This is a genomic window from Muricaecibacterium torontonense (genome assembly GCF_004793925.1).
Classification (GTDB): Bacteria; Actinomycetota; Coriobacteriia; order Coriobacteriales; family Atopobiaceae; genus Leptogranulimonas; species Leptogranulimonas caecicola.
In genome coordinates this window covers 104,235-117,230 of the sequence record NZ_SRYE01000004.1, presented here as the reverse complement: position 1 = coordinate 117,230, position 12,996 = coordinate 104,235, and the positions used below count along the sequence as shown (strand labels likewise).

General features: G+C 59.7%; 12 protein-coding genes. All 12 read left to right on the top strand.

The features are described from left to right. Positions 1-117 precede the first annotated feature (117 nt). Positions 118-462, top strand: a complete 345-nt coding sequence (locus tag E5334_RS06910) for an Asp23/Gls24 family envelope stress response protein (protein ID WP_136012863.1) — start codon at positions 118-120, stop codon at positions 460-462. Between the two features lie 58 nt (positions 463-520). Next, positions 521-2,194 carry a DAK2 domain-containing protein gene (locus E5334_RS06905; RefSeq protein WP_136012862.1) on the top strand — a complete coding sequence of 558 codons (1,674 nt, stop codon included), beginning with the start codon at positions 521-523 and terminating at the stop codon, positions 2,192-2,194. A 10-nt stretch (positions 2,195-2,204) separates the two neighbouring features. Further along, a complete protein-coding gene (gene recG, locus E5334_RS06900; protein ID WP_136012861.1) occupies positions 2,205-4,358 on the top strand; it encodes an ATP-dependent DNA helicase RecG in 2,154 nt (717 codons plus the stop codon). Then, positions 4,355-4,930, top strand: coding sequence for a 16S rRNA (guanine(966)-N(2))-methyltransferase RsmD (gene rsmD, locus E5334_RS06895; protein ID WP_136012860.1), 576 nt, complete (start codon positions 4,355-4,357; stop codon positions 4,928-4,930). The genes recG and rsmD overlap by 4 nt, the downstream gene beginning before the upstream one ends. 40 nt (positions 4,931-4,970) lie before the next feature. After that, complete coding sequence (gene coaD / locus E5334_RS06890) at positions 4,971-5,513, top strand: pantetheine-phosphate adenylyltransferase (protein WP_265592250.1); 543 nt, start codon at positions 4,971-4,973, stop codon at positions 5,511-5,513. Positions 5,514-5,629: 116 nt separating this feature from the next. Beyond that, entirely contained in the window at positions 5,630-6,124 is a 495-nt protein-coding gene (locus tag E5334_RS06885) for an ATP synthase F0 subunit B (protein WP_136012859.1), read from the top strand. Between the two features lie 6 nt (positions 6,125-6,130). Further along, complete coding sequence (locus E5334_RS06880) at positions 6,131-6,799, top strand: YceD family protein (protein WP_136012858.1); 669 nt, start codon at positions 6,131-6,133, stop codon at positions 6,797-6,799. Positions 6,800-6,985: 186 nt separating this feature from the next. Continuing rightward, positions 6,986-7,165 (top strand): 50S ribosomal protein L32, encoded by a 180-nt coding sequence (gene rpmF / locus E5334_RS06875; RefSeq protein WP_136012857.1) that lies wholly within the window; start codon positions 6,986-6,988, stop codon positions 7,163-7,165. A 116-nt stretch (positions 7,166-7,281) separates the two neighbouring features. Continuing rightward, complete coding sequence (gene plsX / locus E5334_RS06870) at positions 7,282-8,289, top strand: phosphate acyltransferase PlsX (RefSeq protein ID WP_136012856.1); 1,008 nt, start codon at positions 7,282-7,284, stop codon at positions 8,287-8,289. A gap of 144 nt (positions 8,290-8,433) precedes the next feature. Further along, positions 8,434-8,670, top strand: a complete 237-nt coding sequence (locus E5334_RS06865) for an acyl carrier protein (protein ID WP_136012855.1) — start codon at positions 8,434-8,436, stop codon at positions 8,668-8,670. Beyond that, a complete protein-coding gene (rnc, locus tag E5334_RS06860; protein WP_136012854.1) occupies positions 8,670-9,446 on the top strand; it encodes a ribonuclease III in 777 nt (258 codons plus the stop codon). Before E5334_RS06865 ends, rnc begins: the two co-directional genes overlap by 1 nt. Beyond that, complete coding sequence (gene smc / locus E5334_RS06855; RefSeq protein ID WP_136012853.1) at positions 9,428-12,994, top strand: chromosome segregation protein SMC; 3,567 nt, start codon at positions 9,428-9,430, stop codon at positions 12,992-12,994. Before rnc ends, smc begins: the two co-directional genes overlap by 19 nt. Positions 12,995-12,996: the final 2 nt, after the last annotated feature.

The following is a 12,996-nucleotide window of genomic DNA, read 5'->3' as shown; positions in this document are numbered from 1 at the left end:
TCGGTGCTTTATGTGGGAAGGGGAGTAGGTTTCGGCGAATTGAGCGCGTGGGGTAAAATCGCGTCGTAGAATGACTGAACCGCGCCCTTCCTGGCGCATTCGATAGGAGGTACTGGCATGGCAAAGGCTGTCTCCGGAACGCTTCAGATTTCCAACGCTGTGATTGCTGATCTTGCCGGGTATGCTGCCCTGATGTGCTATGGCGTTGTGGGCATGGCATACACCGATGATCAGCAGAATCTCGAAACCCTGCTCACCATGCGCCAAATCCGCAAGGGTATCGATGTGGAGATGGACGGCTCCCACGTAGACGTCACCCTGCATGTGGTGGTAGATGCCGGCGTCAATATGCGCTCGGTCTGCGAGAACCTGGAGAGCAGCGTCAAGTTCATGCTGGATCAGGTGGCACAGATCAAAGATAGCGACGTCCATGTGGTCATTGAGTCCATGAGGGTCCGCTAAACTCACCTTTAGATTTTTTGGACCTTCAGGTCCCCGATTCGAACCGGAGCTTTAATTCATGATTGCGAACGTCGTACGCCACTGTTTCCCCATTGCTGCCGCAGCCGTCGCTCAACGTGCAGAGGAGATCAACAAGCTTAATGTGTTCCCTGTGCCCGATGGCGACACCGGCACCAATATGAGCCTCACTCTCAAAACAGTGGTGGGCGAGGTAGAGGCCCTGCCTGCCAATGCCTCCATGGAGCAGGTGGCCAAGGCCATCACCCACGGTTCCCTCATGGGCGCCCGCGGCAACTCTGGCGTCATCACCAGCCAGATCCTGCGCGGAGTGGCAGAGGGCTTGGTAGAGGCCAAGAACGACCCTATTACCCTGCCTGAGCTGGCTGCCGCCTGGCGCCACGGCAAGAAGGTGGCTTTCCAAGCAGTGCGCAAGCCTGTGGAGGGCACCATCTTAACGGTGGTCTCAGACCTTTCCGAGCGTGCAGACGAGCTTGCCCGCGACCGCAAGATGACTCTGGACGAGGCCTTGAAGACCATGGTGACCTGCGCCTATGAGTCTGTGGCCCGCACCCCTGACCTGCTTCCTGTGCTCAAAGAGAACGGCGTGGTAGACTCCGGCGCCTTTGGCTTTGCCGTCTTCTTCGAAGCCTTTGTCAACGCCTACCTGGGCATCGACTCTTCTGTGGACTTCAACACCTCCGTCTCCCGCGAAGAGTCGGCTAAAAATGCTGTGGCTGCCAACGTGCACATCGAGCTCAACGATGACTGGGAGGGCTCTGAGTACCGCTATTGCACCGAGTTCCTCTTCCATGCAGACTCCGAGTCTTTCGACTCCAAAGAAAACCTGGACTTCCTCTCTACCATGGGAGACTGCGAGCTTTTGGTGGGCTCCTTCCCCGACTTCAAGATCCACGTGCACTCCAACGAGCCCGACAAGGTCTTGCACCATATGCTCGAGCAGGGTCAGATCTTCGAAGTCTTCATTCACAACATGGACCTTGAGGCCAAAGACCGCACTGCTTCTATCGCTGCCGATAAGAGCCAGGCCACAGCTGCTGCTCCTGCCAAAGACCTTGGCGTGGTGGCTGTAGCTGCAGGTTCTGGCGAGGCGGATATCCTCAAGTCCTTGGGCGTGGACGTGGTGGTCTCTGGCGGCCAAACCATGAACCCCTCTACTGCAGACATTCTGGCTGCTGTCGAGCAGGTGCATGCCAAGGCAGTCATCGTGCTTCCCAACAATGGCAACATTCGTATGGCCGCAGAGGCGGCCGCCAGCGCCTGTGAAGACGCTCAGGTAGAGGTAGTGCCTACCAAGACTGTGCCTCAGGCGTTCTCGGCACTCTTCGTTTACGATCCCTCTCTGCCCATCGCAGACAATGTGGCTGCGATGGTAGAGGCTATCTCCCAGGTGCGCGATGGCGAAGTCACCACGGCAGTGCGCGACTCTTCTGCAGCCGACGGCACCCCCATTCACGCCGGTGACGTCATGGGTATCCAAGACGGCGCCATCACCCAGGTGGGCTCTGATGTCTGTGATGTGGCTTTCAAGCTCATTGAGGCTATGCAAACCCAGGAAGAGGGCGACACCCTCACCATCCTGGCCGGCCAAGACATGGATGACGACGTCTTCGAGGCCCTCTGCGATCGCATTGAAGATGCCATGCCCGATCTCGAAGTCGATGCTCACCGTGGCGAGCAGCCTCTCTACCCGGTGATCTTCTCCATCGAGTAAGCGAGGTGCTATGGGCTCTTCTCAGCTCACATTGGCACCTTCTGTCGACCGTCTAGCCCGCACTGCGGCGCTAGACGGCGACGTGTCTCACGTGCGTTTTGTGTCGGGAGAGCGCCTGGATGCCCTCCATCATCTAGGCATCGCCACCTTGCGGGACCTGCTGCTCTGGTTGCCCCGCAGATATCTGGATTTTAGCCATGTCACCACCATCTCTCACGCCGATGTGGGCACCCAATGCACCGTGGTGGGCGTGGTGGACAAAGTGGAGCTCAAGCGCCCCAGGCCCCGTCTCTCCATAGTTGAGATCTATATTCAGGATGAGACCGGGGTTCTACGGGCTTCATTCTTTAAACAGCCTTGGCTCAAGGACGCCTTCAAGCGCGGCGATACCGTGGCACTGTCTGGAAAAGTGACGTTTAACTACGGCTTCAAGCAGATGGCAAGCCCCTTCCATGAGGTGCTAAGCGCGCAGGATGGCAGCACCTTTGGGCGCGTGGTGCCTGTGCATCCCGTAGGGGAGGGCTTGTCGGCAGCCTGGATGCGCCGCATCGTGAGTGCCGCTCTGGGGACCTATACCTCAACTTGTGATTTTATGCCTGCTTCACTCGTGGCGGCCCACAGGCTTCCCGGATGGCTTCAGGCTATCCGTTGGGCGCAGTTTCCTCCCAGTCTTGCCGCGGCAGAGGTAGCTCGCAGGCGCTTGGCCTACGATGAGCTGGTGTGTTTGCAGGTGGCTCTGCGGGCACGCCATGCCCTAGAGGAGACTCAGCGTCAGGGGGTCACCCATACCGTGGACGGTCCTCATCTTGCGGCGCTTATAGAGGCATTGCCTTTTGAGCTCACTTCAGAGCAGCAGGCAGCAGCCCAAGACATCCTGACTGACATGTCCTCGCCTCTGCCCATGAATCGCCTGCTCTTGGGCGATGTGGGTACCGGCAAAACGGCTGTGGCGGCAGTGGCTATGGCGGCTTGCGCAGACTCGGGCACCCAATGTGCAGTGATGGCTCCTACCTCGGTGCTGGCCCGCCAGTACGCTGACAAGCTGGGGCCTGTGTTGGATGCTGCCTCCATTGCCTGGTGCCTTATCACAGGGGCGACGCCCGCCGACGAGCGTCGCAGCTACACCCAGGCTATCTCTGAAGGGCGGATCACCGTGGTCTTTGGCACGACGGCCATTCTCTCAGAGGACGTGCAGTTTGCATCGCTCTCATTGGCTATCGTGGACGAGCAGCATCGCTTTGGCGTGAACCAGCGAAGCGAGCTCAAGGCCAAGGGCGCGGTGGCAGACGTGCTTACTATGACTGCCACGCCCATTCCGCGCACCCTGGCGCTCTCAATTTACGGCGACGTGGAAGTCTCTTCTATCACTCAGCGTCCCCATCCTGGAGTGGGGTCCACCACCAAGGTGATCCCTCCTAGCTCGTTGGATCTGGCCTATGGCGCCATTGGGGAAGAGCTTTCCTGCGGCCATCAGGCCTATGTGGTCTGCCCGTTGGTAGACGACAGAGACGAGGGAGCCGAGCTCGAGGACGTCCCGCAATCCGGAGACGCCCCTCTCAAAAGCGCCACCGCTGCCTATGAGCAGCTCAGCCGCTCCGTCTTTCCTCATGCCCGGATAGCGCTTTTGCATGGGCGTATGTCGGCTGCCGAGAAGGACGACATCATGGGCGCTTTTCGCGACGGCGACATAGACATCTTGGTGTCCACCACCGTGATCGAGGTGGGCATCGACGTGCCCAATGCCAGCGCCATGCTCATCTATGACGCCGATCGCTTTGGCTTGGCCACGCTCCATCAGCTCAGAGGCCGCGTGGGCCGCGGGACGATCCCTGGCCGGGTGTTCTTGGAGACCTCGGCCAAAAAAGACTCCGACGCCCGCAAGCGCCTTATGGCCCTTGAGAAAAGCACCAATGGCCTAGAGCTGGCAGAGCTCGACCTTAAGCTACGCCACGAGGGTGACGTGTTGGGCTACAAGCAGTCGGGTATGGCGACGCTGCGCGTGGTGGACTTGGCAGCAGACGAAGATCTGGTTGAGGCGGCCCACAGCGATGTGGTAGCCCTTTTGGCCAAAGACCCCCAGCTTAAAGCTCCCGACCATAGGCTTTTGGCCCACGAGGTACGAGAGCGCTTTAGGCTGGCATTCGAAGAAGGGGGAGGGGCATGAGGATTGTAGGTGGGCTCTGGCGGGGCCGTCCGCTCAAAGCGCCAGAAGGTACCAGCGTCACCCGGCCTTCCACCGACAGGCTGCGCGAAGCCATTGCCTCCATGGTCCAATCCTATTTTGGCCTAGACCTAAGCGATGTCTCTGTGTTGGACGCCTTTGCAGGTTCTGGCGCGGTGGGCCTCGAGCTGTTGAGCAGAGGAGCCGTCCATGCCACTTTTATGGAGTCGGACCGCAAAGCCCTTCGCTGCCTCAAAGCAAACATCGCTGCATTGGGTTGCGATCCCGCTCGAGTCTCGGTGCTCACCGGAGACTCCGGGCGCCTGGCGAGCGTGCCGGCTTTGGAGGGCGCACCCTTCTCGGCAGTCTTTCTAGACCCGCCCTATGCCAAAGACCCTGAGCTCTCAGCCAAAGTGGTGGAATGCCTGCTGGCTGCAGGCCACCTGCAAGACGGGGCATTGCTGATTCACGAACGCGCGGCCGATGCCGCGCCTCTGCAAGTTGCAGGCGCTGCTTTAGTGAAGTCTCGCTCCCATGGGGGCACTGTGGTGGAACTGCTTAGGGTATCAGACTAGTGCTCTTATCTGTTGGCCCCAGACTTTTATGGACATCGCTATGACTAGCCAAAAGACCCCAATGACTTCTGCGCCGCTGCAACGAGTGGTGGTTCCTGGCACCTTCGATCCGGTGACCTTTGGCCATCTAGACGTGATAAGCCGTGCTCGACGCATTGCTCCTCATGTGACAGTGGCGGTGGCTGCTTCTGCCGATAAGGGCGGAACCTCCAGGGCTTTTAGCCTTGAGGAGCGCGTAGAGATGATCCAAGAGAGCATCGCCGAGCTCAACATCGATAATATCGACGTGAAGCCCATGAGAGGCCTTTTGGTGGATTTTTGTGCCAAAGAAGGCGCAGATGCGGTGGTAAAAGGCCTCAGGGCGGCCACGGACTTCGAGTACGAGCTCGCGCAAGCGGACCTCAATGTGCGTATGAGCCCCCACTTGGAATCCATCTTCATCATGAGCAATCCGGAATATGGCTATGTCTCTAGCTCGGTGGTGCGAGAGATCGCTTCTCTAGGCGGCGACGTCTCCTTTTTGGTGCCAGAAGGGGTCGCAGCACGTCTAAAGGAGCATTTTGGCACGGATTCTATGGTCTAACTGCGCGAACGGCCTTCCTGGCATGCAGCTTTGCTAGGATAGACAATGTATGCTTGCATGGATTCTTATAAGTCTTGCGGCCCCGCAAATCTCACTGTCGCCTGAAGGGAGCTCAAATGCAGCCAGGTGAAGAAATTGAAAACCTCGTGGCAGAACTCGAGGACACCATCAACACGGCCAAGCCGGCCTTTGGTGGCGGCGGTCAGCGCAAGATCGTCAACGCTGAGGACGTCTATCAAATCGTGGATGACATTCGCGCCGTCTTCCCAGAAGAATTCGCCACTGCCCGCCGCATCATCAAAGAGCAGCAGGAGATCTTGGCTCATGCCCAGACTCAGGCAGACTCCATCATTGCTGACGCCCAACAGCAGGCCATGATCCTTGCGGGCGATCAAGAGATCGTGCGGTTGGCTCAAAAGAATGCTGAGGATATCCGCGACGCTGCCCAGCAGTATGAGCGCGACACTCGCTATAGCGCAGAGGAGTATGCAGAGGACGTGCTGGCACGCCTGGAAGACAACCTCAAGTCCATCGTGGGCCAGGTGACTCGCTGCCGTCAGTCCATCGCAGAGAATGCCAGCGCTCGTACAGGTCAGCAGCAAAACTGGTAGGGTTTCATGAATTTAGATCCAATTATTATCTCTGTAGATGACCACCTGGCGAATCCGGGCGATTTTTGGCCCGTGGCTGGCCATATAGGCATCACAGGTTATGAGCTGGGCGACCACACCTTCCAGCTGCCTCGAGGCATCGACTATGACATTGTCCTCACCAACACCGGCGACGGGATCCTGGCGTCCGGTCTGGTGAAGGCCGACGTGGTGGGCACCTGCGATCGCTGCTTGGAAGAGGCTCGCTTTTCCATAGCCTCTGAGGTAGACGAGTACTTCCTCTTCGAGCTTCCTGCCAAAGAGGATCAGGCAGACGATGAGGACGACGTGGACTTCTCCTTGGTAAATACCGAGAACAACACCATCGATCTCTCCGACGCCATCAATGCCGGCATCATAATGGAGACTCCCTTTGTGGTGCTGTGCTCCCCGGACTGCAAGGGTCTCTGCCCTCGCTGCGGCGCCAATCTGAACGAGGGAGATTGCGGCTGTGCCGCCAAGAGCCAGGCTGAGCCTGACCCCATGAAGCCCTTCTCGGTATTGGCCCAGCTAAAAGAGGATGTGGCCCAAGAGACCGTTGCAGAGATAGAAGGCCAGGAGGCCGCCGATGAGGCAGCCGCAGAGACCTATGCCCGCACTATGGACGGAGTCCAAGAAGAAGGCGACCGCTGCTAACACCCAGTTCGCGGCGATGAGGCTTTCATTGGTTCCCAGCTGTGCAAATGTAGTGAATGCCTGGGGGTAAAAGCCCAAAATATTGGGCTTTGTGTAGACAGCCCCTCTGTGCGTGGTATAGTTACAGACCGTGTCTGTGCATACATCGCCCACGTGTGTGGATCGATAGATCGGAAGAGGTTCATCATGGCAGTACCTAAGCAAAAGAAGGGCCGCGGTGCCACTCACCGTCGTCGCTCCGCTAACAGCAAGCTTGCTATGCCCGCACGTTCTGTGTGCCCGCAGTGTGGCGCCGTAAAGCTCCCTCACCGCGTATGCCCCAGCTGCGGCTATTACCGCGATCGTCAGGTCATCGCTGTCGACTAGTGATCGCTGCATAAGCTACATGAGGAATGGCCGTCTTTAGGGGCGGCCATTTTTTGTGAGCAGGCATCTGCGGGTACCATTCCTGAAGCTGTGGGAATTTGGACGAGGAGAACGTTATGGATACCGTATGCGTCGATGCGATGGGCGGCGACCTGGGTAGCCAGGTGGTGCTTGACGGCATTGAGCTGGCCTTAAAGGCCGATAAGGACCTTCAGGTGCTCATTGCGGGCAATGGTGAGGTCGTGGAGCCTTTCTGTGAGGCGCATGAACGCGCATTGTCTCTGGTGACCACCGAGGTCATCGCCATGGACGAGCATCCCGTGAAGGCTGTGCGCTCCAAGCGCGACTCCTCCATAACCCGTGGCTGCATGGCGGTGCGCGACGGCGAGGCGCAGGCGTTCTTCTCTGCAGGCTCTACGGGGGCTTGCTTGGCGGCCGCCACCCTGTTCATTGGTCGCGACAAGGGCGTGTTGCGCCCGGCGCTCTCGGCGGTGCTCCCTGGATTGGATGGTCATCAAACCTGTGTGTGCGACTTGGGCGCCAATGCAGACTGCCGCCCGGAGATGCTGGTGCAATTCGCTCAGATGGCCTCGGTGTTGGCTCAGGTAGAAGCCGGATGCGGCCCCAAGCCTTCTGTGGGGCTGCTTTCCAATGGTTCCGAGAAGACTAAAGGTTCTGAGCAGGCATTGGCCTTTCACGAGGCCCTTGAAGCCGCCGGTGAAGAAGGACTCATCAACTTTGCAGGCAATTGCGAGGGCAACGACATCCTTATGGGCTCCTTCGACGTCATTGTGTGCGACGGCTTCACCGGCAACGTGGCTTTGAAAGCCATGGAAGGCACTGCAAAATACATCGCCGCATCGCTTAAGGCTGAGGCCAAAATGTCTCCGGTGGCGGCGCTGGGCGCCCTTATGATCAAGCCGGCATTCTCTTCCATTGCGGCTGGCCTTTCCGGCGACGAGCATGGCGGCGCCTGCCTTTTGGGCGTCAAGGCGCCGGTATTGGTGGGTCACGGTCACACAAGCCCTGAGGCCATCAAGAACGGTGCGCTGGCTGCGGTGCGCGTGATCCGCGAGGATCTAGTGGGAAAGATCGCAGCTCAGCTTTCCAGCCAAGATAAGTAAGGCTACTGCTGGCAGTGGTGGCCTTTATCGGCAGAAATAGATACGTGAAAGATGCGCTGAGAGCCTTTATGCCTTGGCTATGCACTACAATGCAAACCATCGCGAACAGGTGCTTCGGCGCTTGGAACCAAAGGAGCGTAGGGTATGAATAACGATGAGATTTTTGAAAAGGTTGCAGATATCGTAGCCGAGACCATGAGTGTCGACGCAGACGAGCTCACTGTTGAGACCACTTTCGAGTCCCTCTCGGCAGACTCGCTGGACCTCATTCAGCTGGTCAGCGCCATCGAGGAGGACCTGGGCATCACCATCGACGACGATGACCTGACCTCCATCAAGACGCTGGGCGACGCGGTGACTATGATCGCCAACGCACAATAGTGAATCCAAAAGCAACACCGGCCCAGGTCAAGGCCGCAGAGGCCATCCTGGGCCATCACTTTTCCTGTCGCCGCTATATCGAGAGCGCACTCACCCATCCCTCAGCCACCGAAGGTATGCCGGTCTCTGAGTGTTATGAGCGCTTGGAGTTTTTGGGCGATTCCATCTTAGGCGCCATCGTGGCCAAAGAGCTCTTCGAGCGCTACCCTTCCCTGGACGAGGGAGCCCTCTCAAGGCTCAAGACCTCCTTGGTGTCCGGAGAAACCCTTTCTGCCGTGGCAGAGGATCTGGGGGTAGGCCCTTGCATCGCCTTTGGCGCCTCTGAGAAGTCCAAGAGCGCCCGGGGCATGCATTCGGCGCTGGAAAACGTCTACGAGGCTTTGGTGGGCGCCCTCTATTTGGATGCGGGCATCCAAAAGACCCGGGAGTTCGTGCTGGGCACGCTGGAAGATCGCATCGACAACCATGAGGCGCAAGCTCCCTCCAACCCCAAGTCTGCCTTGCAAGAGCTGGTGCAGCGCACGCTCAAATGCGCTCCCGAGTATGTGGTGGTAGGACAAGAAGGACCTGCTCACGACCCTTCCTTCACCGTGGTGGTCAAGGTGCAGGGCATTCGTGTGGGTCGGGGCAGCGGCTCTTCCAAAAAGCATGCCAGCGCCCAGGCGGCGGCAGACGCCTTGGAACGCCTCACCAAAGGGCGTGCCGACGGTGCGCTGTGCGGCTCGGTGCTGGCCCACGACTTTGACGAGGAGGGGACGTGTACCTCAAGTCACTGACCCTCAAAGGCTTCAAGTCCTTTGCTGACCGCTCTTTGCTCTCCTTCGACCCAGGCCTCAATGTGGTGGTGGGTCCCAACGGCTCCGGCAAGTCCAACGTGAGCGACGCCATCCTTTGGGTGCTAGGGGAGCAATCTGCCAAGCAATTGCGTGGCCAAGCTATGGAAGACGTGATCTTCTCGGGGTCTTCTGTGCGTCCTGCAGTGGGTGTGGCTGAGGTCACGTTGGTGCTGGACAACTCGGCCCATGAGCTGCCGGTAGACTTTGACGAGGTGGCGGTGACCCGCCGCATGTATCGCTCAGGCGAAAGCGAATACCTCATCAACTCTTCGCCCAGCCGCCTCATGGACATCCAGGACATCTTGCATGACTCGGGCCTGGGCAAAGACACCCATTCCATCATCAGCCAGGGCAAGCTCGACAGCGTGCTCAACAGTCGGCCAGAGGACCTGCGGCCGCTTGTTGAGGAGGCTGCTGGCATCTCTAAGCACCGACGGCGCAAGGAGCGCTCGACCAGAAAGCTCAAGGCGATGGAGGAATCGGTGCGAAGGGCCCGTGACCTAGATCGCGAGATGCGTCGGCGTTTGCGTCCCTTGGAGCGCCAGGTGGACAAAGCCCAGCGCTACGCAGATCTGGAGAGCGAGCGCCAGCGTTTGGAGACCCTTTTGGCCGTGGACGACCTGCGCCGGCTTCAAGCCGAGTGGCAGGCGCTGGGGTCTCAGCGCGCAGAGGCAGAGGCAGCCGTGGAGCTGGCTCGCTACCGTTCGGAGGAAAAAGCCAAAAACTTGGAGAAGCTCCAGAGCCTGCTGGAGCAAAAAGGCCTCTTTGTGGGCGACTTGGGCGAGCAGCGCCGCCGAGTACAAGACCAGCTGGGGCGCCTTCGCTCTGACATGGGTCTTCTAGAGGAAAAAGGCCGCAACATGGTGGCGCGCCTCTCAGATACCCGCATGAATCTGTCTTCGCTTGATCGCCGCCACGATGCCGCCTTTGCCACCCTGGCCGAGGCCCAGCAAGACCTTCAGGAGGCCAAGGGGCGCCACCAGCTGCTCTCGGGCGAGCTCGAGTCTCTGGCTCCTGCCGCCAAGAAGGCTGCCCAAGACTTGGCTGACCTGGATTCCCAAGCGGCTCAGCTTGTCGCCGATCAGCGCATCGCCCAGCGCGCCAGCGACGAGGCGGTGCTTGCCCGGGCCCGTTTGCAGGAGCAGGTGGCCAACGCCAAGGCAGAAGATGACTTGTTCGCCCAGCGCATGGATGCCATCTCCGAGACTCTAGAGGCCTCAGAAGCCGAGCTTACCAGCCTTAGAGCCTCCCTGATCGAGCACACCCGTGCTATCGAGGAGGCCAGAGACGACGTTTCTGCTGCCGAGAAGCACCAGGCCTCCTCATCCCGAGCCCTCTCGGAGGCTCGGGCCGCCCAAGACAAGACCCAAGGTGCGTTGCGCGAAGCCCAGGCATCTCTCAAGGCTCTGAAGTCTGTAGCCACCCCTGTGGCTGCCACTTCCCGCATGGCTCGAATCCAAGAGGATGCGGCGCTCAAAGCCCTGGCAGCTCATACGGTGGCCTCAGAGTTGCACCTCTGCCCCTCTCTCGAAAAGGCTGCAGAGGGCTATTTAGCCGCAGGCCTCCAAGACATCGTGGCTTCCACGCCCCAAGACGCCCAGGCGCTCATCTCCTGTGCTCTGGCGGCTGCAAAGGCTTCCGGCGATGTGACGGTGCAAGTGGCGCCCACAGACGGTGGCGATGCGCCTAAAGCCCCTGCCTGTATGCCGGCTTCTGGAGCGGCGCCCTTCTTGGAAGAGATGGCGTCCCAGGGACTCAAGGCCGGCAGGTTGGAAGGCAGGCTTTTCTCGGCAGTGGCTGTGGTAGAAGATGCACGCAGGGTGCTGGAGGCCCATCTGGCCGAGCCTCGCTGGTCCTATGTGAGCCGCGACGGCGCGGTGGTTGCGGGGACTGATGGCCGCGTGCGCGTAGGCCTCCCTGCAGGCACGGACCGGGGAGCGTTGGAGCGCAACCGCCGCATCCACGAGTTGGAAGACTCCCTCCCTCAGCTGGAGGAGGCGCAAAAAGAGGCTTCGGCGGCCGTGGCGGCTGCCCGTCAGGCCACAGACGAGGCATGCCGCGCGACAGAGGCGGCCAAGAGCCAGCTTTCCTCCTTTATTGGCGAGGAGTCGAGTCTGCGCCGTGAGGTGGCTCGCCTAGAACAATCTCAACAGCGCTCTCAGGCCGAGCTCAAAGCGGTGTCTGAGCGCCGGGCCAAGGCTGCCGAGAAGACCGCAGACGCCACCCCGCGCATCGCGGAGCTCGACAGTCAGATTAAGGTCGCAGAGGCCCAGTTGGACCAGCTGGCTTCCCAGATAGCCGAGGCAGAGGAGCGTCGCCGCGACTTGGCGGCCGCCGAGGCCGAAGCCCGTGCGAACGCCAACGAGCGCTCGCTGGAACTGGCTACTATGGATGAGCGCATCCGCCATCTCTCGGTGACGGTGGACTCCATGGGCCGCGAGCTCGAATCGCTGGAACGCCAGCGGGTGGCAGCGGTGGAGTCAACCCGCTCACTGGAAGTGTTGCGCCTGCGTATCGACCCGCTGCACGAGCGTTACGAGGCCATTCATGAGCGAGTGCTTCAGTGGGCCGAGCGTCTGCGCGACACCGCCAGCCTTGCAGAGGCTGACTCAGATTCGCTCAAGCGCACCATCAACGATGCCAAGGCAGAGTCTGCTGCAGCCGCCAAAGAGCTCGAGGAAGCCAACAGCGCCTTGAACGCGCTGTTGGTGGAGGCAGGAAAGCTCGAGGTGCAGGTGCAAACGGCAGTGGAGGCCGTGCGTGCGGCAGGATCTATGCCCATAGAAGAGGCCCTGGAGCTGCCTGCGCCAGAAGATCGCGCAGCAGATGAGGCGGCGCTGGCTCGCACCAAGAGCGCCATCGAGCATTTGGGGCCGGTGAACCAGGTGGCCATGGAGGAGTACCGCGAGCTCAAAGAGCGTGCCGACTACATTGCCGCCCAGCTGGCAGACCTGGAGAGCGCCAAGGGCGCTTTGGACAAGATCACCTCAGCCATCGATCGCAAGATGCGTCGGGCCTTCCTGGAGACCTTTGCCACGGTGAATGGCTTTTTTGAAGAGATCTTTTCCATGCTCTTCCCTGGCGGCACGGCTCACCTCGAGCTCACTGATCCCGATCATCCCGACCAAACGGGTATCGAGATCGTCGCTCAGCCCAAAGGCAAACGTATTCCCAAACTGGCCCTCATGAGCGGTGGCGAAAAATCTTTGACCGCGTTGGCTTTGCTCTTTGCGGTCTATCGCACTCGCACGGTGCCCTTCTACGTCTTTGACGAGGTAGAGGCCGCCCTAGACGATTCCAATCTGGGCAAGCTCTTGGGCGCTATCGAAGTGCTTAAAGAATCTACGCAGCTTATCGTGATTTCGCACCAACGGCGTACCATGGAACAAGCAGACGTGCTCTATGGCGTCTCCATGCAAGCCGATGGCGTGAGCCGCGTCGTGTCTCAGCGCTTAGATCAACGAACCGGAAAGGTGGTGGATGTCTAACC

Coding starts and splice junctions, on each gene's coding strand:
- E5334_RS06910 (WP_136012863.1), top strand. CDS start 118: ATGGCAAAGGCTGTCTCCGGAACGCTTCAGATTTCCAACGCTGTGATT.
- E5334_RS06905 (WP_136012862.1), top strand. CDS start 521: ATGATTGCGAACGTCGTACGCCACTGTTTCCCCATTGCTGCCGCAGCC.
- recG (WP_136012861.1), top strand. CDS start 2,205: ATGGGCTCTTCTCAGCTCACATTGGCACCTTCTGTCGACCGTCTAGCC.
- rsmD (WP_136012860.1), top strand. CDS start 4,355: ATGAGGATTGTAGGTGGGCTCTGGCGGGGCCGTCCGCTCAAAGCGCCA.
- coaD (WP_265592250.1), top strand. CDS start 4,971: ATGACTAGCCAAAAGACCCCAATGACTTCTGCGCCGCTGCAACGAGTG.
- E5334_RS06885 (WP_136012859.1), top strand. CDS start 5,630: ATGCAGCCAGGTGAAGAAATTGAAAACCTCGTGGCAGAACTCGAGGAC.
- E5334_RS06880 (WP_136012858.1), top strand. CDS start 6,131: ATGAATTTAGATCCAATTATTATCTCTGTAGATGACCACCTGGCGAAT.
- rpmF (WP_136012857.1), top strand. CDS start 6,986: ATGGCAGTACCTAAGCAAAAGAAGGGCCGCGGTGCCACTCACCGTCGT.
- plsX (WP_136012856.1), top strand. CDS start 7,282: ATGGATACCGTATGCGTCGATGCGATGGGCGGCGACCTGGGTAGCCAG.
- E5334_RS06865 (WP_136012855.1), top strand. CDS start 8,434: ATGAATAACGATGAGATTTTTGAAAAGGTTGCAGATATCGTAGCCGAG.